Annotated in this window: 24 protein-coding genes; 15 read left to right on the top strand and 9 right to left on the bottom strand. The window is 72.3% G+C overall.

What is annotated here, in order from left to right; genetic code table 11:
• Positions 1–138: 138 nt before the first annotated feature.
• The 4 genes from ACFYX0_RS27855 to ACFYX0_RS27840 form a co-directional block, all read right to left on the bottom strand.
• Positions 139–1,248 (bottom strand): acyl-CoA dehydrogenase family protein, encoded by a 1,110-nt coding sequence (locus ACFYX0_RS27855; protein ID WP_388974072.1) that lies wholly within the window; start codon positions 1,246–1,248, stop codon positions 139–141.
• A complete protein-coding gene (locus tag ACFYX0_RS27850; protein ID WP_388974070.1) occupies positions 1,245–2,429 on the bottom strand; it encodes an acyl-CoA dehydrogenase family protein in 1,185 nt (394 codons plus the stop codon). The genes ACFYX0_RS27855 and ACFYX0_RS27850 overlap by 4 nt, the downstream gene beginning before the upstream one ends.
• Positions 2,426–3,397: an NADPH:quinone oxidoreductase family protein gene (locus ACFYX0_RS27845; protein ID WP_388974068.1), complete on the bottom strand. Its 972-nt coding sequence runs from the start codon at positions 3,395–3,397 to the stop codon at positions 2,426–2,428. Before ACFYX0_RS27845 ends, ACFYX0_RS27850 begins: the two co-directional genes overlap by 4 nt.
• 94 nt (positions 3,398–3,491) lie before the next feature.
• A complete protein-coding gene (locus tag ACFYX0_RS27840; protein WP_311691466.1) occupies positions 3,492–4,064 on the bottom strand; it encodes an XRE family transcriptional regulator in 573 nt (190 codons plus the stop codon).
• Positions 4,065–4,142: 78 nt separating this feature from the next.
• On the opposite strand from ACFYX0_RS27840, the gene ACFYX0_RS27835 reads away from it, so the two are divergent.
• From ACFYX0_RS27835 to ACFYX0_RS27815, 5 genes are all read left to right on the top strand, one after another.
• Positions 4,143–5,102: an NAD(P)/FAD-dependent oxidoreductase gene (locus ACFYX0_RS27835; RefSeq protein WP_388974066.1), complete on the top strand. Its 960-nt coding sequence runs from the start codon at positions 4,143–4,145 to the stop codon at positions 5,100–5,102.
• A gap of 29 nt (positions 5,103–5,131) precedes the next feature.
• On the top strand, positions 5,132–6,670 hold the full coding sequence (locus ACFYX0_RS27830) for an ATP-dependent DNA ligase (protein WP_388974064.1): 1,539 nt from the start codon (positions 5,132–5,134) through the stop codon (positions 6,668–6,670).
• Entirely contained in the window at positions 6,667–7,137 is a 471-nt protein-coding gene (locus tag ACFYX0_RS27825) for an NUDIX domain-containing protein (RefSeq protein ID WP_388974062.1), read from the top strand. The genes ACFYX0_RS27830 and ACFYX0_RS27825 overlap by 4 nt, the downstream gene beginning before the upstream one ends.
• A 72-nt stretch (positions 7,138–7,209) precedes the next feature.
• Positions 7,210–8,595 carry an NADP-dependent succinic semialdehyde dehydrogenase gene (locus ACFYX0_RS27820; protein WP_388974060.1) on the top strand — a complete coding sequence of 462 codons (1,386 nt, stop codon included), beginning with the start codon at positions 7,210–7,212 and terminating at the stop codon, positions 8,593–8,595.
• Positions 8,596–8,620: 25 nt separating this feature from the next.
• Complete coding sequence (locus ACFYX0_RS27815; protein WP_311691456.1) at positions 8,621–8,857, top strand: DUF6213 family protein; 237 nt, start codon at positions 8,621–8,623, stop codon at positions 8,855–8,857.
• Between the two features lie 46 nt (positions 8,858–8,903).
• On the opposite strand, the gene ACFYX0_RS27810 is transcribed toward ACFYX0_RS27815, so the two are convergent.
• On the bottom strand, positions 8,904–9,572 hold the full coding sequence (locus ACFYX0_RS27810; RefSeq protein ID WP_388974058.1) for a transcriptional regulator: 669 nt from the start codon (positions 9,570–9,572) through the stop codon (positions 8,904–8,906).
• Between the two features lie 133 nt (positions 9,573–9,705).
• Here ACFYX0_RS27810 and ACFYX0_RS27805 point away from each other — a divergent pair, with 133 nt between their 5' ends.
• Together ACFYX0_RS27805 and ACFYX0_RS27800 are read left to right on the top strand one after the other, a co-directional pair.
• Entirely contained in the window at positions 9,706–10,836 is a 1,131-nt protein-coding gene (locus ACFYX0_RS27805; protein WP_388974144.1) for a type III polyketide synthase, read from the top strand.
• 14 nt (positions 10,837–10,850) lie between these two features.
• Positions 10,851–11,372 (top strand): cupin domain-containing protein, encoded by a 522-nt coding sequence (locus ACFYX0_RS27800; RefSeq protein WP_388974142.1) that lies wholly within the window; start codon positions 10,851–10,853, stop codon positions 11,370–11,372.
• Positions 11,373–11,424: 52 nt separating this feature from the next.
• Here ACFYX0_RS27800 and ACFYX0_RS27795 read toward each other — a convergent pair whose 3' ends face one another.
• Positions 11,425–12,654, bottom strand: a complete 1,230-nt coding sequence (locus ACFYX0_RS27795) for an acyl-CoA dehydrogenase family protein (protein WP_355908073.1) — start codon at positions 12,652–12,654, stop codon at positions 11,425–11,427.
• 188 nt (positions 12,655–12,842) lie between these two features.
• Here ACFYX0_RS27795 and ACFYX0_RS27790 point away from each other — a divergent pair, with 188 nt between their 5' ends.
• Positions 12,843–13,487: a TetR family transcriptional regulator gene (locus ACFYX0_RS27790; protein WP_311691450.1), complete on the top strand. Its 645-nt coding sequence runs from the start codon at positions 12,843–12,845 to the stop codon at positions 13,485–13,487.
• Between the two features lie 69 nt (positions 13,488–13,556).
• Here the strand turns inward: ACFYX0_RS27790 and def are convergent, their stop codons facing one another.
• Positions 13,557–14,093 carry a peptide deformylase gene (gene def / locus ACFYX0_RS27785; protein WP_311691448.1) on the bottom strand — a complete coding sequence of 179 codons (537 nt, stop codon included), beginning with the start codon at positions 14,091–14,093 and terminating at the stop codon, positions 13,557–13,559.
• A gap of 142 nt (positions 14,094–14,235) precedes the next feature.
• On the opposite strand from def, the gene ACFYX0_RS27780 reads away from it, so the two are divergent.
• The 7 genes from ACFYX0_RS27780 (at position 14,236) to ACFYX0_RS27750 (ending at position 22,501) form a co-directional block, all read left to right on the top strand.
• On the top strand, positions 14,236–15,474 hold the full coding sequence (locus tag ACFYX0_RS27780; RefSeq protein WP_355908077.1) for a MurT ligase domain-containing protein: 1,239 nt from the start codon (positions 14,236–14,238) through the stop codon (positions 15,472–15,474).
• A 19-nt stretch (positions 15,475–15,493) separates the two neighbouring features.
• On the top strand, positions 15,494–16,222 hold the full coding sequence (locus tag ACFYX0_RS27775) for a type 1 glutamine amidotransferase (protein ID WP_388974056.1): 729 nt from the start codon (positions 15,494–15,496) through the stop codon (positions 16,220–16,222).
• 234 nt (positions 16,223–16,456) lie between these two features.
• Positions 16,457–17,482, top strand: coding sequence for a 6-phosphofructokinase (locus tag ACFYX0_RS27770; protein ID WP_311691442.1), 1,026 nt, complete (start codon positions 16,457–16,459; stop codon positions 17,480–17,482).
• Between the two features lie 140 nt (positions 17,483–17,622).
• The gene (locus ACFYX0_RS27765) at positions 17,623–18,573 is read left to right on the top strand and encodes a cytochrome c oxidase assembly protein (protein ID WP_388974054.1); all 951 of its coding nucleotides are present in this window, start codon (positions 17,623–17,625) and stop codon (positions 18,571–18,573) included.
• A gap of 254 nt (positions 18,574–18,827) precedes the next feature.
• On the top strand, positions 18,828–20,432 hold the full coding sequence (locus tag ACFYX0_RS27760; RefSeq protein ID WP_388974052.1) for a DUF6777 domain-containing protein: 1,605 nt from the start codon (positions 18,828–18,830) through the stop codon (positions 20,430–20,432).
• Positions 20,433–20,436: 4 nt separating this feature from the next.
• Positions 20,437–22,329, top strand: coding sequence for a protein kinase (locus ACFYX0_RS27755; protein ID WP_388974051.1), 1,893 nt, complete (start codon positions 20,437–20,439; stop codon positions 22,327–22,329).
• 13 nt (positions 22,330–22,342) lie between these two features.
• Complete coding sequence (locus ACFYX0_RS27750; RefSeq protein ID WP_355908090.1) at positions 22,343–22,501, top strand: hypothetical protein; 159 nt, start codon at positions 22,343–22,345, stop codon at positions 22,499–22,501.
• Positions 22,502–22,505: 4 nt separating this feature from the next.
• Here the strand turns inward: ACFYX0_RS27750 and ACFYX0_RS27745 are convergent, their stop codons facing one another.
• Positions 22,506–23,711, bottom strand: a complete 1,206-nt coding sequence (locus ACFYX0_RS27745) for a sensor histidine kinase (protein WP_388974049.1) — start codon at positions 23,709–23,711, stop codon at positions 22,506–22,508.
• Positions 23,708–25,420, bottom strand: a complete 1,713-nt coding sequence (locus tag ACFYX0_RS27740; protein WP_388974048.1) for a cation acetate symporter — start codon at positions 25,418–25,420, stop codon at positions 23,708–23,710. Before ACFYX0_RS27740 ends, ACFYX0_RS27745 begins: the two co-directional genes overlap by 4 nt.
• Positions 25,421–25,426: the final 6 nt, after the last annotated feature.

The following is a 25,426-nucleotide window of genomic DNA, read 5'->3' as shown; positions in this document are numbered from 1 at the left end:
GGGTGGTCCGGGCGGCTGACGTGTCCCCCGAACGTGTGGTTCTCCCACGGCTTTTGGGAATCGGGGGTTCGACTTCGCCCGGCGGCGGGCGCCCGACGGGCCCGCTGCCACGGGGCGGCGGGCCCGTTGCGCGGCCGGCTACAACGCGGGCCGCAGGTCGACCAGTTCGGCCAGTGCCGCACGGTGGCGCCCGGCACTCCCGTAGGCGGTCGCATCCGCCTTCGCCCGCTTGAGATACAGATGGACCGGGTGTTCCCAGGTCATTCCGATCCCGCCGTGCAACTGGACGGCCTCCTCGGCGGCGTGCACGGCGACCGGGGCCGCGTAGGCCGCGGCGACGGCGACCGCGACGTCCGTGTCCGCGCTGTCCGCCGCGAGCGCGTCGGCGGCGTTGCGGGCGGCGGCCCGCACACCCACGACCTCCAGCCACACCTGTGCGAGCCGGTGCTTGAGCGCCTGGAACCCGCCGACGGGCCGGTTGAACTGCTTGCGCTCCTTCAGATAGCGCACGGTCTCGGTCAGGCACCAGTCGGCGAGGCCGAGTTGCTCGGAGGCGAGCAGTCCGGCACCGGCCCGCAGGGCGCGTCGCACGGCCGTCCCGGCGTCCTCCGTGAGCCGGCGTCCCGGCGCCCCGTCGAAGGTGACGGCCGCGAGGGGCCGGGTGAGGTCGAAGGACACATGCGGGGTGACGGTCACGTCGGCCGCGTCCACCGCGTAGAGGGCACCGTCCTCGGCGGGGACGAGCAGCACATCGGCGACGGCCGCGTCCGCGACGGCGGTCACCTCCCCGTGCAGCAGCCCGCCGTCCTGCCGTACGGCGCCGGGGGCGCCCGTGGGACCGGCGGAGAGCCCGACCGCGAGCGCGCCCACTTTGCGGCCGGACGCGAGCTCCGCGAGCAGCCCGGCGGCCTCGTCGCCCTCGCAGGCGAGCAGGGCCTCGGTCGCCACGACGGCACTCGTCAGATACGGCACCGGGGCGACCGCGCGCCCCAACTCCTCCAGGACGACCGCCGTCTCGCGGTGCGAGGCGCCCTGTCCGCCCAGGGACTCCGGCACCAGCAGCCCCGCGAGGCCCATGCCCTCCGTGAGCGCCTTCCACAGGGCGCGGTCGTGGGGGGTGTCCGACTCGGCGCGGGCGAGGACGCCCGCGGGGTCGCAGTGGTCGGTCAGGAGGTCCCGGACGGCGGCGCGCAGCGCCTCTTCCTCCTCCGAGTACAGCAGATCGGGCTGCGTCGGCTGCGAGTTCATCGGGACAGGTCCTTCCACGCGACGTCCTTGTCGGTGCGCGGCTCGGCGGGCAGGCCCAGGACACGCTCGGCGACGATGTTCAGCAGGACCTCGCTGGTCCCGCCCTCGATGCTGTTGCCCTTGGCGCGCAGATAGCGGTAGCCGGCGTCGCGGCCGGTGAAGTCGACGAGTTCGGGCCGGCGAAGGGTCCAGTCGTCGTAGAACAGGCCCTCCTCGCCGCGGAGTTCCACCTCCAGACCGCTGATCTCCTGGTTGAGGCGGGCGAAGGCGAGCTTCATGCCGGAGCCCTCGGGGCCGGGCTGGCCCGCGGCGAGCTGCTGGCGCAGCCGTTCGCCGGTGAGCCGGACGACCTCGGCCTCGACCCACAGCGTCAGCAGCCGCTGATGAAGGTCGTGGGTGCGCAGTTCGGGCCGCTCGCGCCAGGTCCGCACGACCGGGTTGATCATGCCGCCCTCACGCGGGATCCGCATGCCGCCGATGGAGACCCGCTCGTTCATCAGCGTGGTCTGTGCGACGCGCCAGCCGTCGCCGATCTCGCCGAGGCGGCGGTCGTCGGGGATGCGGACGTCGGTGAGGAACACCTCGTTGAACTCGGCCTCACCGGTGATCTGCCGCAGCGGCCGGACCTCGACGCCGGGGTCGGTCATGTCGCAGATGAAGTAGGTGATGCCCTGGTGCTTGGGCAGGTCCGGGTCCGTGCGGGCGATGAGGATGGCCCAGCGGGCGAGATGGGCGCCGGAGGTCCACACCTTCTGCCCGTTGACGATCCAGTCCCCCGACTCGCCGCGGACGGCACGGGTGCCGAGCGCCGCGAGGTCGGAGCCCGCGCCGGGCTCGCTGAAGAGCTGGCACCACACCTCCTCGCCCGTCCACAGCGGCCTCAGGTAGCGGCGCTGCTGTTCCTCGGTGCCGTAGCGCAGGATCGTCGGCGCGGCCATGCCGAGCCCGATGCCGTTGCGCCGCGGGTCGTTGTCGGGCGCGCCCGCGGCCTGGAGTTCGGCGTCGACGACCGGCTGGAGCGAGCGCGAGGCGCCGAGGCCGCCGAGGCCCTCCGGGTAGTGCACCCAGGCGAGTCCGGCGTCGAACTGGGCCCGCAGGAAGTCGAGTCGGTCGGTGCCGCCGGGCGGGTGGGCGGCCAGCAACGAGCGGGTGCGCTCGCGCAGTTCGGCTGCGTCGGTCATACGGCGGCTCCGTTCTCCGGTACGACGGCGATCCGGCCGGTGGTGAGGCCGTCGGCGACGCGCTGCACGGCGTCCGCGGCCTCGCCCAGCGGCACCCGCTCACTCACCAGCGGCTTGATCGCGCCCTGCGCGGCCAGCTCGGTGAGCTGCTCGTGGCAGTGCTGGATCAGCTTGGGGTTCTTGGTGTTGTACAGGCCCCAGTGCAGCCCGACGATGGAGTAGTTCTTGACGAGGGCGTGGTTGAGCGCGGGGCTCGGGATCTGGCCGCTGGCGAAGCCCACGACGACGATGCGTCCCTCGAAGGCGACGACCTTCGCGGACTGCGCGTAGGCCTGACCGCCCACCGGGTCGTAGATCACATCGGCGCCCCGGCCGCCGGTGGCCTCCTTCACGGCGGCGATGACGTCCTCGGCGCGGCGGTCGATCACGACGTCGCAGCCCAGTTCGCGGGCGACGGCAGCCTTGTCGGCGCCGCCGACGACGCCGATGACGGTGGCGCCGGCGGCCTTGCCCAGCTGCACGGCCGCGCTGCCGACCCCTCCGGCGGCAGCGTGGACGAGCAGTGTCTCGCCGGCCTGCAGACCGGCCCGGCGGTGCAGACCGAACCAGCCCGTCTGGTAGCCGATGTGCAGGGCCGCGGCCTCGGCGTCGTCGAGGGCCTCGGGGGCGGGCAGCAGGGCAGCGGCATCGGCGACGGCGTACTCGGCGAAGCCTCCGTGAGGCAGCACCGGGTTGGCGATCACCCGCCGTCCGTCCTCGGTCTCCGCGCAGATCTCGACGCCCGGTGTGAACGGCAGCGGCGGCGTGATCTGGTACTGGCCGCGGCACAGCAGGGCGTCCGGGAAGTTGACGTTCGCGGCCCGCACCTTCAGCAGGACCTGGCCGTCGCCGGGCGTGGGCGGCTCCACCTGCGCGAGTCGCATCACCTCGCTCGGCTCACCGTTCTCGTGCACTTGCCATGCCTGCATGCGCGGCCTCCAGAGGGCTGTGCTGGTCGTGTTCGCTGACCGGGTCGATCGCATACTAAGCGGTCGCTTGCCGATCAGGGAACAGTCGCCCGCGTCACGGGCGGCGGGGCCGCGCCCGTACGTGCATCCGCTCGCCCTGGGGCCCGAACAGACTGAGGAACTCGACCGGCCCCTCCCCGGTCGAGCCGAACCAGTGCGGCACCCGGGTGTCGAACTCGGCGGCCTCGCCGGCCACCAGCACCACATCGTGCTCGCCCAGTACGAGCCGGAGCCGGCCGGAGAGCACGTACAGCCACTCGTAGCCCTCGTGCGTCCGCGGGTCCGGATCGAGCTTGCGCTGCGGCTCGACCACCTTGAAGGCCTGAAGTCCCCCGGGCTGGCGGGTGAGCGGCAAGTGGGTGCGGCCGTAGCGGACGATCGGCTCGCCGCGCACCCGGGGGTCCCGCACCGGCGGGGCGCCGACCAGTTCGTCGAGCGGCACCTCGTGGGCCTGCGCGATCGGCAGCAGCAGTTCGAGGCTGGGCTTGCGCAGGCCCGACTCCAGGCGCGAGAGCGTGCTGACGGAGATACCGGTCGCCTCCGAGAGCCCCGCGAGCGTCACCTCCCGCTCCTTGCGCAGCCGCCGCAGCCTCGGGCCCACACCCGCGAGAACCTCGTCCGTACTCATGGACCTCATTGCAGTTCCGGCAAATAAGTTTGTCAATGCCGTGGCGGCCGGGCGACGGTTCCGGCGGAGGTGGTCACCATGACGGTCGCGATGACCGAGAACAACAGCCGGACGTACGAGGTGGTCGTCGTCGGAGGCGGGCCGGCCGGACTGTCGGCGGCGCTGGTCCTGGGCCGGGCCCGGCGGCGCACGCTCGTCGTCGACGCGGGCGAACCGCGCAACGCGCCCGCCGCTCATCTGCAGGGCTATCTGTCCCGGGACGGCATGCCGCCCGCCGATCTCCTCGCGGTGGGCCGCGAGGAGATCGCGCGCTACGGCGTGGAGCTGGTCCGGGATCAGGCGGTGGACGTCGTCCGGGACCCCGGCGGCGAGTTCGACGTGACGCTCGCGGGAGGGAGCTCCGTGCACGCCCGCATGCTGGTGCTCGCCACCGGTCTGCGGGACGAGCTGCCCCCGGTGCCCGGGGTCGCCGAGCGATTCGGGCGGGACGTGCTGCACTGCCCGTACTGCCACGGCTGGGAGGTGCGCGACCAGCCGTTCGGGGTGCTCGCGACGAGCCCGCTGAGCGCGCATCAGGCGCTGATGGTCTCCCAGTGGTCGAAGGACGTGACCCTGTTCCTGCACACGGTGGCCGAGGAGGAGCTGACCGACCTCGATCTGCGCAGGCTCGCGGCGGCCGGGGTCGGTGTGGTGTCCGGCGAGGTCGCGGGGCTGGTGGCCGAGGAGGACCGGCTCACCGGGGTCCGGCTCGCGGACGGTACGGTCCACGACCGCTCCGTGCTGTTCGTCGCGCCCCGGGCCGTCCCGCGCACCGGTCTGTTCGAGCGGCTGGGTGCCGAGCTGAGCGAGACCCCGTTCGGCAGCTATCCGGTGGTCGACGAGCGGGGGCTGACGACCGTGCCCGGTCTGTGGGCGGCGGGCAACGCGACCGGTTTCGCGGAGCAGATCGTGAACGCGGCCAGCCGCGGCTACCGGGCCGGGGCCGCGATCAACGGGGAGCTGCTCATGGCGGATCTGGACGCGGTCGCCCGGGTGTAGAGCCGCCGCCCGCGGTGCACCATGACTGCATGCTTCTCGCCCGGCTGGCCCGTGTGTCCCGGGAGGTCGCCGCCGCGTCGGCGCGCTCCCGGAAGATCACGCTGCTCGGCGAGCTGTTCCGGGACGCCGACGCGGACGACGTGCCGATCGTCATCCCGTATCTGGCCGGGCGGCTGCCGCAGGGGCGGCTCGGCATCGGCTGGAAGCTCCTCGGGCAGCGGATCGAGCCCGCCGCCGAGCCCACGCTCACCGTGCGGGACGTGGACGCCCGGCTGAGCCGGATCGGCGAGGTCACCGGCACCGGCTCCCAGGCGGAGCGCAAGCGGCTGGTCGGCGAGTTGCTGGCGGCGGCCACCGCGGACGAGCAGCGGTATCTGACCAGGCTGCTGACCGGTGAGGTGCGGCAGGGGGCGCTGGACGCCCTCGCCGTGGAGGGGCTGGCCGAGGCGACGGGGGCCCCTCCCGTGGAGGTCCGGCGGGCCGTCATGCTCGCCGGGTCGCTCCAGGTCGTGGCGCGGGCCCTGCTCGCCGAGGGCACGAAGGCCCTCGGCGCCTTCCGGCTCACGGTCGGCCGACCGGTGCTGCCGATGCTCGCGCACACCGCGCCGTCCGTCGCCGAGGCCATCGGGAAGCTCAGCGCGTGCGCCGTGGAGGAGAAGCTCGACGGCATCCGCGTCCAGGTCCACCGCGACGGCGACGACGTACGGATCCACACCCGCACCCTCGACGACATCACCGCCCGGCTGCCGGAGATCACGACGGCGGCCCTGGGGCTGCCGGGCGAGCGGTTCATCCTGGACGGCGAGGTCATCGCGCTGGACGAGAACGGACGGCCGCGGTCCTTCCAGGAGACCGCCGGACGGGTCGGCTCCCGGCTGGACGTGGCGACCGCCGCCGCGGCCGTTCCCGTCTCCCCCGTCTTCTTCGACGCGCTGTCGGTGGAGGGCCGGGACCTGCTGGACCTGCCCTTCGCCGAACGCCATGCGGAGCTGGCCCGGCTCGTACCGAAGCCGATGCGGGTGCGGCGCACGGTGGTGGAGGGGCTCGCGGACACGGCCACCGCGGAGGCCTTCCTCGCCGAGACCCTGGCGCGCGGCCATGAAGGCGTGGTGGTCAAGGCCCTCGACGCCCCCTACAGCGCGGGGCGGCGCGGCGCCTCCTGGCTCAAGGTCAAGCCCGTGCACACCCTCGACCTCGTGGTGCTGGCCGCCGAGCGGGGCCACGGCCGCCGCACCGGCAGGCTGTCCAATCTGCATCTGGGGGCCCGCGCCCCGGACGGCTCCTTCGTGATGCTCGGCAAGACGTTCAAGGGCATGACGGACGCGATGCTCGCGTGGCAGACCGAGCGGCTCGGGGAACTGGCGGTGGAGGACGACGGCTGGGTGGTGACCGTACGGCCCGAACTCGTCGTCGAGATCGCGTACGACGGGCTCCAACGGTCCACCCGCTACCCGGCCGGCGTCACCCTGCGCTTCGCCCGGGTGGTGCGCTACCGCGAGGACAAGCGGCCCGAGGAGGCCGACACGTTGGAGACCCTACTGGCCGCGCACCCCGGGGTGGTGCCATGAGCGGGCGGCCGCGGCGCAGCGCCGGTCTGCTGCTGTTCCGGCGCACCGACCACGGCCCGGAGGTCCTGCTCGGCCATATGGGCGGCCCGTTCTTCGCCCGCCGCGAGGAGGGGGCGTGGACCGTGCCCAAGGGCGAGTACGAGTCCGGGGAGCCCTCCTGGGAGGCCGCCCGCCGCGAGTTCCGGGAGGAGCTGGGGCTGCCGCCGCCGGACGGCGAGGCCGTGCCGCTGGGCGAGGTGCGGCAGCGCGGCGGCAAGGTGGTCACGGCATGGGCCCTGGAGGCCGACCTCGACCCGGCGTCGATCGTCCCGGGCACCTTCACGATGGAGTGGCCGCCGCGCTCGGGGCGCCTTCAGGAGTTCCCCGAGCTGGACCGGGTGGAGTGGTTCGGCCTCGACCGGGCCCGTGAGCTGATCGTGACGGCACAGGCCGCGTTTCTCGACCGGCTCGCGGAGCACTCGGGCTGACACAGCAGCCGCGTTGCGGTGGTGGCCGCCGCGCGGGAAGGTCGTAGCAGAGCCTGTTCTCAGGAGGTCAGCATGCCCATCGCCACCGTCAATCCGGCGACCGGCGAGACGCTCGAGACGTACGACGCCCTGGCCGAGGAGGAGATCGAGCGCAGGCTCGCCACCGCCGCGGCCGCGTTCCGCACCCATCGCACGACCACGTTCGCCGAACGGGCCCTGCGGATGAACAGGGCGGCCGGCCTGCTGGAGGAGGACGAGCAGGAGATCGCCCGGGTGATGACCACCGAGATGGGCAAGCCGGTCAGGCAGGCTCGCGCGGAGGCCGCGAAGTGCGCCAAGGCGATGCGCTGGTACGCGGAGCACGCCGAGGAGCTGCTCGCCGACGAGGAGCCCGCCGAGTACGACGTGAAGGACTCGGGCGCCGCCTGGGTGATCGTGCGCTACCGGCCACTCGGCCCGGTCCTGGCCGTGATGCCGTGGAACTTCCCGCTGTGGCAGGTGGTCCGCTTCGCCGCGCCCGCGCTCATGGCGGGCAACGTGGGGCTGCTCAAGCACGCCTCGAACGTTCCCCGGACGGCGCTCTATCTGGAGGACCTGTTCCGCCGGGCGGGCTTCGCCGAGGGCTGTTTCCAGACCCTGCTCGTCGGCTCCGGCGCGGTGGAGGGCATTCTGCGCGACCCGAGGATCAAGGCCGCGACCCTCACGGGCAGCGAACCGGCCGGCCGGTCCGTGGCGTCGGTCGCCGGGGACGAGATCAAGAAGACGGTCATGGAGCTGGGCGGCAGCGATCCGTTCATCGTGATGCCGTCCGCGGACGTGGAGCGGGCCGCGGACGTGGCGGTGACGGCCCGGGTGCAGAACAACGGGCAGTCGTGCATCGCCGCCAAGCGGTTCATCGTGCACACCGATGTGTTCGACGCGTTCGCCGAGCGGTTCACCGCCAGGATGAAGGCGCTGCGGGTCGGCGACCCGATGGAGGAGGAGACCGAGGTCGGGCCGCTCGCCAGTCAGCAGGGCCGCGCCGACGTGGAGGAGCTGGTCGAGGACGCGGCCGCCCGGGGTGCGGCGGTGCTGTGCGGCGGTGCGCGCCCGGACGGTCCAGGCTGGTACTACCCGCCGACCGTCCTCGCCGATGTCACCCCGCAGATGCGCATCCACCACGAGGAGGCGTTCGGCCCGGTCGCCACGCTCTACCGGGCGGCCGGCATCGACGAGGTGGTGGCGATCGCGAACGACTCGCCGTTCGGACTGAGTTCGAACGTGTGGACGCACAACGGCACCGAGGTGGACCGTTTCGTCCAGGACCTTGAGGCCGGGGGCGTGTACATCAACGGGATGACGGCGTCTCATCCGGCGTTCCCGTTCGGCGGGGTCAAGCGGTCCGGCTACGGCAGGGAGCTGTCGGGGCACGGAATCCGCGAGTTCTGCAACATCACCACCGTGTGGCACGGGGCGTGAGCCTTCCGCGGTTACGATCCCTGCTGTGAACCGCGAAGTGACCCTGCCTCTGATCGTCGACGACCACGGCACATTGCAGGTGGCGGCCGCGGACGTGAGCAAGCTGCTGCGCACGGTGGGCGGCCGGTGGGTGCGCCTGGTGGAGGCCGGTGAGGACGGGCTCGACGAGGACACCGTGGCCGCGCTGACCATCGAGCTGGCCAAGCTGGCGGACCGCATCGATGTGGCGTGCATCGCGCACAGCAGCGGCTCGTTGCCCTAGGGACGCCTCCGGCCCGGCCCATGCCGCCGGGGGCGCCGGGCAGCGGTCAGGTGCGCGCGTCCAGTTCCCACAGGGCGTGCCAGAACCGGGTCTCGTACCCCTGGAGCAGCCGGCCGTAGCGATGGGCGCACTCCTCGTCCAGACGACCGGTGTCCAGGCCCTCCTGCACGGCCTCCTCGGCCCTGCGGTGCAGGTCCGGTGACGGGTCCGCGAAGAAGTCGAAGAAGCCGCAGGCCGCGTCGTCGAAGCCGTAGTGGCGGCGCAGCGCCTGCGCGATCGACGCGCAGTAGCCGCCCCAGGCCGCGAAGTTGGCGCTCAGGGCCAGGACGACGTCGGCCGGCTGCCCGTTCAGGGCCAGCCAGGCCACGTAGGCCGGATAGCCCTGGCAGTCCGCCGGCGGTTCGTAGATGTTCGCGGTCTCGTCGGCCCGGCAGACCGCGGCGAAGGCACCCAGACGATCCTGAGCCACCGCCTCACCCTCCGCAAGTGCGGTGAAGAAGGCCGCGCTCGCGGGCGCGTCCCGCGAGCGCTCGGACAGATGCAGAAACGCCCTGCGGTCCGCGGCGATCACCTCCCGCTGTTCGAGGGCGAGCGCCGCGAGGGTGGTCGGCTTGGCCGCGCCCCGGGCGATCAGCGGAAGCAACCGGTTGGCGTGCGGATCCGGGGCCAGCTTCCGGGCGGACTCCTCCAGCAGTTCCCTGGCCGTGCGCGCCATCGACGCTCCTCCTCCGACTCGTTCGGCTCACCGAGCATGCCCGGAATGTCACTGTGCGTGCATCACTGAAGCGGAGTAACCCGACGAGATATCGCAGGCCCGCCGGGCGATCGTGGGTGAACACCTCAAACGGGTGAACCCCTTCCGCCGGGGGACGACGAGTCCCCCGCCAAGGCGAAAGAAGGCGCGCTCCATGGCCACTCTGTGCAGACCCGCGGTTTCCGTTCCTGAGTATGTGATCACGATGGAGGAGACACTCGAACTGGCACGCTCCCGCCACACGGACCACCCCCAACTCCCGCTGGCGCTGCGACTGATCGAGAACACCGGGGTCCGTACCCGGCACATCGTGCAGCCCATCGAGGAGACCCTGAAGCACCCCGGCTTCGAGGAGCGCAACAATCTCTACGAGGCCGAGGCGAAGGCCCGGGTGCCCGCGGTCGTCCAGCGGGCGCTGGACGACGCCGAGCTGCTCACCACGGACATCGACGTGATCATCTACGTGTCGTGCACGGGGTTCATGATGCCCTCGCTGACCGCGTGGCTGATCAACGCGATGGACTTCGACTCCGACACGCGGCAGATACCCATCGCCCAGCTGGGCTGCGCCGCGGGCGGCGCCGCCATCAACCGGGCGCACGACTTCTGCCGGGCCTACCCGGACGGCAACGTGCTCATCGTGGCCTGCGAGTTCTGCTCGCTGTGCTACCAGCCCACCGATCTGGGCGTCGGCTCGCTGCTGTCCAACGGCCTGTTCGGCGACGGCATCGCGGCCGCCGTCGTCCGCGGCAAGGGCGGAACCGGCGTCAAGCTGGAGCGCAACGGGTCGTACCTGATCCCCAAGACCGAGGAGTGGATCGCGTACGACGTCCGGGCCACCGGATTCCACTTCCTGCTGGACAAGCGGGTGCCGACCACGATGGAACCCCTCGCCCCGGCCCTCCAGGGACTGGCACGCCAGCATGGCTGGAACGCCTCCGACCTGGATTTCTACATCATCCACGCAGGCGGTCCGCGAATCCTGGACGACCTGAGCAAGTTCCTGCGGGTGCCGCCGGAGGCGTTCCGGTTCAGCCGGGCCACGCTGACCGAGTACGGCAACATCGCGAGCGCGGTCGTCCTGGACGCGTTGCGCCGGCTCTTCGATGCGGGCGGTGCCGATCACACGGCGCGGGGCCTGCTGGCAGGCTTCGGGCCGGGCATCACGGCGGAGATGGCCCTGGGCCGCTGGCACGTGTCCAAGAACGGGAAGAACGGAACGTGACGACGACCGACAGGGTGGCCGCGGCCGAGGGACTGTTCGTACCGCCCGGCCACGGCCGCGTCGTACGGACGCCCGCGCAGCATGTGACGTTCAAGGTGACCGGCTCGCACTCGCGCATGGCGTCCACGTTCGAGGTGATCGTGCCGCCCGGCTTCGACGTGGGCGCGCATGTCCACTCCCGCAGCGAGGAGCTGTTCTACGTCCTGGAGGGCGAGCTGGACGTGCTGGCCTTCGAGCCCCGGGTACGGACCCCCGACCACTGGCAGAGATGGGAGTCGAGCTCGGGCCGCCGGGTGGTGCGGGCGACCCCGGGCACGGTCATCGTCGTACCGCCGGGCTGCCCCCACGCGTTCGCGAACCCGACGGAGACCCCGGCGAAGGTGTTCTTCCAGGCCTCTCCTCCGCCGGATCACGAACGCTACTTCGAGGAGCTGCTGGAGATCCTCGCGGACGGGGGTCCGCCGGACCAGGAGGCGATCGAGGCGCTGCGCAGGCGGTACGACATCGAGCAGCTCACACCGCTCAGACACCGCTGAGCCGGACGCCGGCGCACGCCTCGTCACGCACCCGGGACAACGGCAGGCACCGCTAGCGGATCGGCATGCCCGACAGGGTGCGCGCGATCACCAGCCGCTGGATCTCGCTGGTGCCCTCGAAGATGGTGTAGATGGCCGCGTCACGGTGCATCCGCTCCACCGGGTACTCCCGGGTGTAGCCGTTGCCCCCGAGGATCTGGATCGCCTGTGCGGTGACCTTCTTCGCCGTCTCGCTGGCGAACAGCTTCGACATGGAGCCCTCGGCCGCCGTGAACGGCTTGCCGTTGACCGCCATCCACGAGGCCCGCCACACCAGCAGCCGGGCGGCGTCGATCTGCGTCCGCATGTCCGCGAGCTGGAAGGCGACGCCCTGGTTGTCGATGATCGGCCGCCCGAACTGCTCGCGCGTGCGCGCGTAGTCGAGCGCCACCTCGTACGCGGCCCGGGCGGTGCCCACCGCCATCGCGCCGACCGCCGGGCGGGAGGCCTCGAAGGTCGCCATGGCCGCGTTCTTCACGCGCTCGCCGTCGCCCGCCTTCGCCTTCTCCCGGGCGCGGGCGAGGCGCTCGTCCAGCTTCTCCTTGCCGCCGAGCAGACAGGAGCCGGGGACGCGGACGTTGTCGAGGACGACCTCGGCGGTGTGCGAGGCGCGTATGCCGTGCTTCTTGAACTTCTGGCCCTGGGCGAGGCCCGGGGTGTTCGGCGGGACGATGAAGGAGGCGTGTCCCTTGGAGCCCAGCTCCGGGTCGACGACCGCGACCACGACATGGACGTTGGCGATGCCGCCGTTGGTGGCCCAGGTCTTGGTGCCGTTGATCACCCACTCGTCCTTGGCCTCGTCGTACACCGCACGGGTGCGCATGGAGGCGACGTCGGAGCCGGCGTCGGGCTCGGAGGAGCAGAACGCGGCCACCTTGACATCGTTGACATCGCCGTACATCTGGGGGATCCAGGTGCCGATCTGCTCCTCGGTGCCGTTGGCGAGGACGCCCACGGCCGCGAGTCCGGTGCCGACGATCGACAGCGCGATGCCCGCGTCACCCCAGAACAGCTCCTCCATCGCCATGGGGATGCCGAGGCCCGTGGCGTCGAAGTACTGCTGGGCGTAGAAGTCGAGGGAGTAGATGCCGACCTTGGCCGCCTCCTGGATGACCGGCCAGGGAGTCTCCTCGCGCTCGTCCCATTGGGCGGCCGCGGGGCGGATCACATCGGCGGCGAAGCCGTGCAGCCAGTCCCGGACCTCCTTCTGTTCGTCGTTGAGCTCCATGGTGAACTCGGCCATGTCCCCTCCAGTACTGCGCTAACCTGTTACTTGCGGTAACTTCAGTCTGTTACTCACCAGTAGGAGAAGTCAACTCCCAGGCCGAGGCGCCCTCCACGACGGGCGGTCGGCAGCTCGTTCGATACTGACTCGCCTTTCAGTGTTAGTTTGCGCAGGCGTCACCGATACAGCACGGGTGGGGAGAGACCATGGACACCACGCAGCGGACCGAGCAGCAACGGTCCGCCGACCGCCGACGGCGAGAATTGCTGGAGGCCGCCGACCGGGTGGTGCTGCGCGACGGCCCCGGGGCCTCGATGAACGCCATCGCCGCCGAGGCCGGCATCACCAAACCGATCCTCTACCGACACTTCGGCGACAAGGGCGGACTGTACGCCGCGCTCGCCAAGCGCCACACGGACGCGCTCCTCGAATCGCTGCGGGCGGCACTGGACGCCCCGGCCGAACGGCGGGAGCGGGTGGAGGCCACCCTCGACACCTATCTCGCGGCCATCGAGGCACGGCCGCAGGTCTACCGCTTCCTGATGCATCCCGCGGAGGGCGGCTCACAGAACGACCAGGGCTTCGACACCGGCCGGCACTCCATCCCGGTGCTGCGCCGCATGGGCGAGGAGCTGGCCGTCTTCATCGAGGAGCGCCTGGACCTCGGCCCCGGCAGCCACCAGCTCGCCCGGGTGTGGGGACACGGCATCGTCGGCATGATGCACGCGGCGGGCGACTGGTGGCTCGGTGAGCGGCCCTGCACCCGGGCCGAGTTGGTACGGAGCCTGGCGGACCTGCTGTGGGGGCGGCTCGCGGCCGCCGGGGACCGCGTCGGAGGGCCCGGGTTCTGAGGCCCGGGTTCTGAGGACCCCGCCGCGCCACGGCCCCTCACGACGTCGGAGGACGGCGCGGGCGCGTCCCTACCGGGGCGCCCTGCGCCGCCATTGCCACATCACCTTGCGCTGCCGCCAGCCGTCGAGCCGGTCCACGTAGAGACCGCCGTCGAGGTGGTCGCACTCGTGCTGCAGGCACCGCGCGAACCATCCCGTACCCTCCACACGCACCGGCTCCCCGTCCACCGTGCGGCCCTCGACGACGGCACGGTCGTAGCGCTCCGTGCCCGCCTCCAGGCCCGGCACGGACAGACATCCCTCCGGCCCGCGCAGAACCACACCGTCCGCCTCGACGAGTCGTGGGTTCACCACATGTCCCAAATGGCGCACTTCGTCGTCGTCCGGGCAGTCGTACACGAACACCCGCAGCGGCTCGCCGATCTGGTGCGCCGCCAGCCCCACGCCCCGCGCGGCGTACATCGTGGCGAACATGTCCTCGACGAGCCGGGCCAGTTCGGGGCCGAAGTCGGTGACCTCCGCGCCCGGGGCGCGCAGCACCGGGTCGCCGAGCAGGGTAAGGGGCCGGACGTGCCCTCGGGCGCCCGGGATGAAACGGTGTCGCATGGCGGCAAGGGTACGGTCGTCAGGGTCGCGTGGGCGCCGGGGTGGTGCCGCGGTTCGGGCGCGTGAACGGATCTCGATAGGCTGAGGTCCACACGTTGCCGGGACTGGGCGCGGCGCCGTATGCAAGGAGGATCGAGAACTGATGGCAGGCAACTCGGACCCGCTGACGCCGCGGGCCAAGCTGGCCGTGACCGCGGGCAAGGCGGTCGCTGCGGCATCGCGCGCCGCGGGGCGCGGCAGCGGATCGGTGATCGGCGGCCGAGTGGCGCTCAAACTCGACCCCGATCTGCTCGCTCGGCTCGCCCAGAACCTGGACGTCGTCCTGGTCTCGGCGACCAACGGCAAGACGACGACCACCCGGCTGATCGCGGAGGCACTGCGCGCCGCGGGCCCGGTCGTCTCCAACGCGCTCGGCGCCAACATGCCCGCCGGCATCACCTCGGCGCTGGCCGGCGGCTCGGACGCCAAGTTCGGTGTCATCGAGGTCGACGAGAAGTACCTCGCCGGCGTCGCCCGCGACACCGACCCGAAGTGCATCGCGCTGCTCAACCTCTCGCGCGACCAGCTCGACCGCGCCGCCGAGACCCGGATGCTCGCCGAGAACTGGCGTGAGGGCCTGGCCGGCTCCAAGGCCGTGGTCGTCGCCAACGCCGACGACCCGCTGGTCGTGTGGGCCGCCTCGTCGTCCCCGAATGTGATCTGGGTCGCGGCCGGCCAGATGTGGAAGGACGACGCCTGGTCCTGCCCGTCCTGCGGCGGTGTGATGCAGCGCCCCGGCGACGACTGGTTCTGCGGCGAGTGCGGCTTCCGCCGGCCGACCCCGTCCTGGGTGCTCTCGGGTGACCACGTCCTCGACCCGCACGGCTCCGCCTGGCCGATCCACCTTCAGCTGCCGGGCCGCGCCAACAAGGCCAACGCCGCCAGCTCGGCCGCCGTCGCCGCCGTCTTCGGTGTGCCGCCGCAGGTCGCGCTGGAGCGGATGTACCAGGTGCAGGCGGTGGCCGGACGCTACGACGTCGTCCAGTTCCAGGGCCGCGACCTGCGTCTGCTGCTCGCGAAGAACCCGGCCGGCTGGCTGGAGACGTTCTCCCTGATCGACCCGCCGCCGGCCCCGGTGATCCTGTCGGTGAACGCGCGCGGCGCGGACGGCACCGACACCTCGTGGCTGTGGGACGTCGACTACACGCGGCTGACCGGCCACCCGATCTTCGTCATCGGCGACCGGAAGCTGGACCTCGCCGTGCGCCTGGAGGTCGCGAACCAGTCCTTCCAGGTCTGCGACGACCTCGACCAGGCCGTCCAGCTCGCTCCGCCGGGCCGCATCGAGGTCATCGCGAACTACACCGCGTTCCAGGACCTGCGCCGCCGCGTCGGCAACTGACCACGAAGGACGATCATCGATGAGTGACAACAGCCTGCGTCTGGTGTGGATCTACCCGGACCTGCTGAGCACCTACGGCGACCAGGGCAACGCGCTCGTGGTGGAGCGCCGGGCCCGCCAGCGCGGCCTGGACGTGGCCCGGCTCGACGTGCGCAGCGACCAGCCCATCCCGACGTCCGGCGACATCTATCTGATCGGCGGCGGTGAGGACCGTCCGCAGCGGCTCGCGGCCGAGCGGCTGCGCCGTGACGGCGGTCTGTACCGGGCCGTGGAGAACGGCGCGATCGTGTTCTCGGTCTGCGCCGGCTACCAGATCCTCGGCCACGAGTTCATCAACGACCTCGGGCAGCGCGAGCCGGGCCTCGGCCTGCTGGACGTGGTCTCGGTGCGCGGCGAGGGCGACCGGTGCGTCGGCGACGTGCTCGGGGACATCGACCCGCGGCTGGGCCTGCCCCCGCTCACCGGCTTCGAGAACCACCAGGGCGTGACGCACGTCGGCCCGAACGCCCGCCCGCTCGCGCAGGTGCGGCTGGGCAAGGGCAACGGCACGGGCGACGGCACGGAGGGCGCGTACAACGGGACCGTCTTCGGTACGTACATGCACGGTCCCGTGCTCGCGCGCAACCCGCTGATCGCGGACCTGCTGCTCAAGCTGGCGCTCGACGTCAACGCGCTGCCGCCGGTCGACGACCGCTGGTACGAGGCGCTGCGCAACGAGCGGATCACGGCCGCGGAGCAGCCTGCCTGACACCGGCAAATGCGGTCCCGAAACGGTTCCGCGGAGCCCGCCCGGCGGTCCGTACACCCACCGGTCCGCCGGGCGCAACGGGCCCGTCTGACACCTCGTCCGCACAGGTGAGCGGGTGCGTCCAGCAGGCGGACGCACGGTGCTGCCCGGCCCCCCACCGCCGGTAGGCTGGCGGGGATCGAGCCGGACAGCGTGGTCCGGTCCCGGCTCACGTGGAGAAGGTTGTTTCGGGCTATGCGCATTGGTGTCCTCACGTCCGGCGGCGACTGCCCCGGCCTGAACGCCGTCATCCGGTCCGTCGTGCACCGCGCCGTCGCCGACCACGGCGACGAGGTCATCGGCTTCCGGGACGGTTGGAAGGGCCTTCTGGAGTGCGACTACCTCAAGCTCGACCTCGACGCGGTGGGCGGCATCCTGGCGCGCGGCGGCACCATCCTCGGCTCCTCCCGGGTCCGCCCGGAGCATCTGCGGGACGGGGTCGAGCGGGCCAAGGGCCACGTCGAGGAACTGGGGATCGACGCGATCATCCCGATCGGCGGTGAGGGCACGCTCAAGGCGGCCCGGCTGCTGTCCGACAACGGGCTGCCGATCGTCGGCGTACCCAAGACCATCGACAACGACATCGCCGTCACGGACGTCACCTTCGGCTTCGACACCGCCGTGGGCGTGGCGACCGAGGCGCTTGACCGGCTGAAGACCACCGCCGAGTCCCATCAGCGCGTCCTCATCGTGGAGGTCATGGGCCGCCACACCGGCTGGATCGCGCTGCACTCCGGCATGGCCGCCGGTGCCCACGCGATCGTCGTGCCGGAGCGCCCCTTCGACATCGACGAGTTGACGGCGCGGGTCGGCGAGCGGTTCGACGCCGGCAAGCGGTTCGCGATCGTTGTGGCCGCCGAGGGCGCCAAGCCGAAGCCGGGCACCATGGAGTTCGACGAGGGCGGCAAGGACATCTACGGCCACGAGCGCTTCGCCGGCATCGCCCGCCAGCTCTCCATCGAGCTGGAGCAGCGGCTCGGCAAGGAGGCCCGCCCGGTGATCCTCGGGCATGTCCAGCGCGGTGGCACGCCGACGGCCTACGACCGCGTGCTCGCCACCCGGTTCGGCTGGCACGCCGTGGAGGCGGCGCACCGCGGCGAGTTCGGCAAGATGACCGCGCTGCGCGGCACGGACATCGTGATGGTGCCGCTGGCGGAGGCCGTGGAGACGCTGAAGACGGTGCCGGAGGACAGGTACGCCGAGGCCGAGTGCGTGCTGTAGCACGGGGCCGGTCGCGTGCGGTGCGGGACTGACCGCGTACGGAGTCGAAGAGTCCGCCCCCGGTCGCAGTGGCGACCGGGGGCGGTTCTACTCTGGTGCGGACAGACAGCGCACAACCCCCACGAATCAGGAGCCGGCGGATGGATCACAGCGGGCACGGCATGACCATGGACCTGCCGCCGTTCACGCTGGCGAGGGGCCTGGTATGGTCCGCCGACCCGTTCTTTCTCGTCGCCTGCCTGGTCGGACTGGGGCTGTACGGATGGGGCGTGGCCCGGCTCGTACGGCGCGGGGACAAGTGGCCGGTGGGCCGGACCGTGTCGTACGTCATCGGTGTGCTGACGGTGATGCTGGTCATGTGCACCAAGCTGAACGACTACGGCATGGTCATGTTTAGCGTGCACATGGTGCAGCACATGGTGATCAGCATGCTGTCGCCGATCCTGCTGCTGCTCGGCGCCCCCATCACACTGGCGCTGCGCGCGCTGCCCACGGCGGGCCGCGACCGCAAGGGACCGCGCGAACTGCTGCTGATGCTGCTGCACAGCCGCTATGTGCGGGTCATCACCCACCCGGCGTTCACCATCCCGCTGTTCATCGCGAGCCTGTACGCGCTGTACTTCACGCCGATCTTCGACTTCCTGATGCAGTCCAAGGCCGGGCACATCGCGATGATGGTGCACTTCCTCGCCGTGGGCGTGGCGTTCTTCTGGCCGATCATGGGCGTCGACCCCGGCCCGAACCGCCCCGGCTATCTGATGCGGATGCTGGAACTGTTCGCGGGCATGCCGTTCCATGCGTTCTTCGGCATCGCGCTGATGATGGCGTCCACGCCCATGGTCGGCACCTACCGGCACCCGCCCGCCTCGCTCGGCATCGACGCCCTCGCGGACCAGACCTCGGCGGGCGGCATCGCCTGGGCGTTCAGCGAGGTCCCCTCCGTACTGGTGCTTCTCGCGCTGCTGTTCCAGTGGTACCGCTCGGAACAACGGCAGGCCAAGCGAAAGGACCGCGCCGCGGACCGCGACGGCGACAGGGAACTCGAGGCGTACAACGCCTATCTGGCCTCACTCAACACACGCGGCCGCTGAGTTCCGCGACAGCGCTGAATTCTCTTTTCTTCCAAGTCCTTTCAAGTCACCTGAAATGCTCCCGCATTCGGTAACCTGGTGCCCGGCGCCCTGCCTCCGCTCGGCAGGGCACAGGGGGACCGCCGGGGGGAGCGGTGATGACACGTCGTGCATTCCTTCGAAAGACCGGAAAATCAGCGATCCGGAGGATCGGATTTCTTCTGGCCGCCGTACTGATCCTCAGCGGATGCGGCAGAAACGTACAGGTGTACGCGGTGAAGGCCGTCGCCGCGGGGGTTCCGTCGCTGGCCCCCTTCTTCGACGAGCGCAGCGGTCTCGGCCGCGACACCACGGTCCGGGCGGGCCGGGCGCCCGGCGGCCTGCAGGCGGGCGACACACCGGGGCTCTACGGCGGTTCACGCACCCCGACGGTCTGTGACGTCGCCCGGCTGAAGCAATTCCTCACCGATCCGCACAACGCCCCGAAGGCCAAGGTCTGGGCGCAGGTCGAAGGTATTGACCAGAGGGGGATCCCGGAATATCTGGACCGGCTCACACCCGTCCTTCTGCGTCACGACACCCTCGTACAGAACCACGACTTCAAAAACGGCAGGGCCACACCTTTCGACTCCCTGCTCCAGGCCGGAATCGCGGTATTGGTGGACGAGCGGGGGCAGCCGACGGTGAAGTGCTCCTGCGGCAATCCGCTGCGCCCCTTCCGGGGCGACACCACCCGTATCTCCGTCAAGTTCGAGGGCGCCGACGAGAAGTGGGCCGGGTACAACCCGGCCTCCGTGGTGACGGTCCATCCCGCCCCGAAGCGGCTGACGCGGCTCGCGCTCGTCGACGTCGACGACCCGGACCGGGGGCTCGACCGGCCCGTGGGCACGGCCGGCGGGCACGACTCCTCCTTCGACACCCGGGTACGGCACAAGGTGCCCGATGTGACGGGACTGCGGTACGCGGAGGCCGTACGGCGGCTCGCGGCCGAGGGGCTCGCGGTCGCCTACGCCAGCCAGGGCGCGCCGTCCGACGACGCGGCGGTCACGGGCTCGGATCCCGGGCCCGGCACGGAGCTGGCGTTCGGCCGGTACGTGACGCTGTCGGTGGACACGGGCGAGACGGACGGCCCCCAGGCGCCGGGCGCCTCCGACTCGTCCGGGAAGGGAACGGCGGGGCCGACCGACGACGGCACCGGCCGGGATCAGACCGGCGGGTCACCTACCCCGTCGTCCGGCGGCCCGACGCCGAGCGAGTCGGGCGCCTCCTCGGCCACGGCGAGTGACAGCGGACGGGTCTCCTCACCGCCGACGACGGCATCGTCGAGCGGCTCGTCGTCACCCTCCCTGTCCCGCTCGTCCCCGTCGGGCCACTCGTCCTCGACGGCCGGAGGGGGCTCGTCCTCGACCGCCCGCTCGTCCCCGACGGCCCGCTCGTCCCCGACAGCCGGAGGGAGCTCGCCCTCGACCGCCCGCTCGTCCCCGACGGCCCGCTCGTCCCCGACAGCCGGAGGGAGCTCGCCCTCGACCGCCCGCTCGTCTCCCTCGGGCTATTCGTCCCCGTCGACCCGCTCGTCCCCGACGGCCAGAGGGAGCTCGGCGTCGACCGCCCGCTCGTCTCCCTCGGTCCGCTCGTCCCCGACAGCCGGCGGCGGCTCGCCCACGACCGTCCGCTCGTCCCCGCCGCCCCACTCGTCCCCCACAGCCGGAGGCGGCTCGTCACCGACCGCCCGAAGCGTCTCCCCCACGGCACCTCACAGCGGCCCGGCCTCCGCCACGGCAGGCGGCCCGCCCACGACCCCCCACCTCAGCCCGACCTCCGCCGCGACAGGCGGGGCAGGCGCCTCACCCACCACCGGCACGACCCGAATTCGGAAGTGATGGGATGGCAGCAGGATCACCGCAGTCCGGAGTGGGCCGGGTCATCGCCGGCCGCTACCGTCTGCTCAACCGGCTCGGCAGCGGCGCCATGGGCCAGGTGTGGCGCGCCCACGACCAACGGCTGGCCTGCGACGTCGCCCTCAAGGAGGTGGCGTTCCTCGATCAGGTCGAGGCGACCGGGGAACGGACCGCCCGGGTGGCCCGTGCCCGCGCGGAGGCCCGGCACGCGGCCGGGCTGCGCGGCCACCCGCATGTGGTGACCGTGCACGACGTACTGGAGCACGAGGGTCTGCCGTGGATCGTCATGGAGTACGTGCCGGGCGCGCTCGACCTGCGGGAGCGGGTCCACCGGAACGGCCCCCTCGCCCCCGCCGAGTGCGCGCGCATCGGGCTCGCCGTGCTGGACGCGCTCACCGCCGGGCACGAGCGGGGCGTCATGCACCGGGACGTGAAACCGGCGAACATCCTGCTGGCGCCGGACCGCTCCGGGACGCCGTACGCCCGTGTCCTGCTCACCGACTACGGCATCGCGGTGCAGCCGGACGCGGGCGAGACCCGGCACACGATGGCGTCCGCACTGATCGGGACGCCGGGCTATCTGGCGCCGGAGCGTGCCACGGGCGGGCCCCCGACCGCCGCCGCCGACCTGTTCTCACTGGGCTGCACGCTGTACTTCTCGGTGGAGGGATGCGGGCCCTTCGAGCGCGACACTCAGCTCGCGGCGGTCACCGCGGTGGTCCTGGAGGACCCCCGGCCGCCGCAGCAGGCCGGGGCGCTGGCGCCGCTGCTGACCGCGATGCTGGTCAAGGACCCGGCGCAGCGGATCACGGCGCACGACACCGCGGCCGCGCTGACGGCGGTCGTCACCCCGCAACCGCATCCGCGCACCCGGGTCGACCTGGCGCCCACCGCGGGGGGCGCGCCGACCGGCTGGGCACGGCCGGGGCCGGGCACCGCGCCCACCGCGCCCACCACGTCCTACAGCCAGGGCGGGCCCGCCGCGGCGAGCGGCGCTGGGGTCGGAGCGGGCTTCGGAGCGGGGTTCGGCCCGCCGCTCGTCCGCCGCGAGCCGCATCCGCGGCGGGCGCACGCCGTGCGGGCCCTCGTCGCCTGCCTCCTCGGTCTCGCCCTCGCGCTGGGCGGGGTCTGGTACGCCGTGCACCGCGCGGCGTCCGGCGGCACGGCGGCACCGTACGGGAAGTCCGTCGCGCTCAGCCGCCCGCTCAAGGAGGGCGACTGCGTCGTCGCCGCCTGGCCGGGGCAACCGTTCCAGGGGCCCCCTCCACGGCTGACGCTGGATCCGAGCTGCCACGACGAGAGTCCGGACGGACAGGTCATGGCCCTCGTCACCGACGCGTCCGCCGACGAGGCGCGCCGGCGGGGCCCCGCCCTGTGCGAGGAGCGCACTCGGGACATCCGCGGGAAGCTCGCGGACGTCCGCAGTTACGCCGTGGTCCCGACCGCCGCGGGCTTCGCGGCGGCAGGACGGCGCACAGCGTGTCTGGTGCTCGGCTCGCACGGGCCGGTCTACGGGCCGCTCGGCGACCGCCGCAAGCCGGGGATGACGTTCGTGGACACGGCGAACATGCAGAAACGGGACTGCCTGGACGTCCTGTCCCGGTCGGCGGCACAGCTGGTCTCCTGCGCCGGGCCGCACGACCAGCAGGTGCTCGGCTTCACCCGGCTGGCCCCGGACATGACCCTGGCCAAGGCGAAGACGGAGTCGGACCAGGCATGCGCGCGGGACGTGCCGCCGAAGGACCACGGCTACGACCCGAACATCTATACGGCCGCCTCCTGGACGGGAAACGCCGCCTGGGTGTCCTCCCGAACTCATCTGGTCGTATGCACCGTGCAGCGGGAGAACGGGGGCACCATGGGGAAGGACGAACCATGAGGAGGGTGTTGCGATGCCCGGTTCCACGAAGACGATGGGAGTGCTGACCGTCGGTGGGCTCGTCGTGGTGACGGCCTACACGGTGGCGCTCGGCAGCAGTGGCTGGCTGTGGTTCGGCTGGGTCGTGCTCGGCCTGATCACCCTCGGCATGGTCCTGACGCGCGACGCGTGAGCTCTCATGGCCGGGGCAGCCGCCCGGCCGAGTGCACTCCCGGCTGGTACTTCGGCAGCCGGGCAGTGATCTTCATGCCCGCGCCCGGGGCGGTCTCGACGACGAGCCCGTGGTCGTCGCCGTAGACCTGGCGCAGCCGGTCGTCCACGTTGGACAGGCCGATGCCGCCGGAGGGTCCGGCCTCCCCGGCGAGGATGCGGCGCAGCAGCTCGGGGTCCATCCCGGCGCCGTCGTCCTCGATGACGACCACGGCCTCGGCGCCCGCGTCCTGGGCGGTGATGCTGATGTGGCGCCTGTCGGCGGTGCCCTCCAGTCCGTGCTTGACGGCGTTCTCCACGAGCGGCTGGAGGCACAGGAACGGCAGGGCGACCGGCAGCACCTCGGGGGCGATCTGCAGGGTGACCGAGAGGCGGTCGCCGAAGCGGGCCCGTACCAGTGCCAAGTACTGGTCGATGGCGTGCAGTTCGTCGGCGAGCGTGGTGAAGTCGCCGTGCCGGCGGAACGAGTAGCGGGTGAAGTCGGCGAACTCCAGGAGGAGTTCGCGGGCGCGCTCGGGGTCGGTACGCACGAACGAGGCGATCACCGCGAGCGAGTTGAAGATGAAGTGCGGGGAGATCTGGGCGCGCAACGCCTTGATCTCGGCCTCGATGAGCCGGGTGCGGGACCGGTCGAGGTCCGCCAGCTCCAGTTGCACGGAGACCCAGCGGGCGACCTCGCCGGCGGCCCGGACGAGGACCGCGGACTCACGGGGCGCGCAGGCCACCAGCGTTCCGTGCACCCGGTCGTCGACGGTGAGCGGGGCGACGACGGCCCAGCGCAGCGGGCAGTCGGGGGCGTCGCAGCGCAGCCGGAAGGCCTCGCCCCAGCCGCTCTCCAGCGGGCCGGCGAGCCGTTGGAGCACCTCGTCGCGGTGGTGCTCCCCCGCACCGTCCCAGGCCAGCACGGACTCCCGATCGGTGAGGCAGAGGGCGTCGGTGCCGAGCAGGGTGCGCAGCCGCCGCGCGGATCTGCGGGCGGTCTCCTCGGTGAGCCCGGCGCGCAGGGGCGGGGCGGCCAGGGAGGCGGTGTGCAGGGTCTGGAACGTAGCGTGCTCGACGGGCGTGCCGAGCCCGCCGAGGGTCTCGGGGCGTGCGGTGCGCCGCCCGAGCCAGAACCCGGCGGCGAGCAGCGGGAGTACGGCCACGCACAGGCCCGCGAGGAAACCGCTCATGCCTCCGCCTCCGCGCGCAGTTCCTCGGGCAGATGGAACCGGGCCAGGATCGCGGCGGTCCCGTCCGGTACCCGGCCCGGTGTCGCCAGGGACACCAGCACCATGGTGAGGAATCCGAGCGGTACGGACCAGAGGGCCGGCCAGGCGAGCAGGGTGTGCGCGGTGCCGGTGGCCGGGTGGCCCACCATGGTCAGCGCCACGGCGACGAACGCGGAGCCGCCGCCGGCCAGCATCCCGGCCGCCGCGCCCGGCGGGGTCAGCCGCCGCCACCAGATGCCCAGCACGAGCAGCGGGCAGAACGACGACGCGGACACGGCGAAGGCGAGTCCCACCGCGTCGGCCACGGGCAGCCCGCCCACCAGGACGCTCGCCACGAGCGGCACCGCCATGGCCAGCAGCGTGCCGAGCCGGAAGTGCCCCACGCCCCGCGACGGCAGCACGTCCTGGGTGAGCACCCCGGCCACCGCCATGGTCAGACCCGACGCGGTGGACAGGAACGCGGCGAAGGCCCCGCCCGCGACCAGGGCGCCCAGCAGGTCCCCGCCGAGACCGCCGGTCATCCGGCCGGGCAGCAGCAGTACGGCCGCGTCGGCGTTCCCGGTGAGGGTGAGCTCGGGGGCGTAGAGCCGGCCCAGCGCGCCGTAGACGGGCGGCAGCAGATAGAAGGCGCCGATCAGGGCGAGTACGGCGACGGTGGTGCGGCGGGCGGCGACTCCGTGCGGGCTGGTGTAGAAGCGGACCACGACGTGCGGCAGGCCCATGGTGCCGAGGAAGGTGGCGAGGATCAGTCCGTAGGTGGCGTACAGCGGGCGCTTCTCGCGGCCGGAGTCGGGCGGGGCGGAGATGCCGCCGCCGCGGTCGGTGACAGGGGCGGGGACGCGGTCGCCCCGGTCGAAGGTCAGCCGGGTGCCGTGCCCGATGCGGTGGACGCCGGTGGTGAGCCGCACGCGCTGTGCCGTGTAGTGCCGTCCGTCGAGGGTGCCGGTGGCGGTGACGGAGAGCGGGCCCGAGAGCCGCAGGTCGAGGGTGTCGTCGATGCGTACGACCCGCTGGTCGCGGAAGGCCGGGGGTTCGGCGAACGCGGCGCGCGGTGCGCCGTCGCCCTGCCAGGCCACCGCCAGGAACAGCGCGGGGACGAGCAGTGCGGTGAGCTTCAGCCAGTACTGGAAGGCCTGGACGAAGGTGATGCTGCGCATGCCGCCCGCGGCGACGGTCGCGACCACCACCACCGCGACGAGGACCCCGCCGAGCGGCTCGGGCGCGCCGGTCAGCACGGCCAGGGTGAGCCCCGCGCCCTGGAGTTGGGGCAGCAGATACAGCCAGCCGACCCCGACGACGAAACCCCCGGCGAGCCGGCGCACCTGCTGCGAGGCGAGCCGGGCCTCCGCGAAGTCGGGCAGGGTGTAGGCGCCGGAGCGGCGCAGCGGGGCGGCCACGAACAGCAGCAGGACGAGATAGCCGGCGGTGTAGCCGACCGGGTACCACAGCATGTCGGGGCCCTGCACGAGGACCAGCCCGGCGATGCCCAGGAAGGAGGCGGCGGAGAGGTACTCGCCGCTGATCGCGGCGGCGTTGAGGCGGGGGCCCACGGTGCGGGAGGCGACGTAGAAGTCCGAGGTGGTGCGGGAGACGCGCAGGCCGAAGGCGCCGACGAGAACGGTCGCGAGGACGACCAGGGCGACCGCGGGGACGGCGTAGTTCTGGTTCACGTGCCG

This window comes from Streptomyces sp. NPDC002573 (genome assembly GCF_042889625.1).
GTDB classification, from domain to species: domain Bacteria; phylum Actinomycetota; class Actinomycetes; order Streptomycetales; family Streptomycetaceae; genus Streptomyces; species Streptomyces gibsoniae.
Note: the sequence above shows the minus strand (reverse complement) of the source record. Positions and strands in the feature narration are given on the sequence as shown.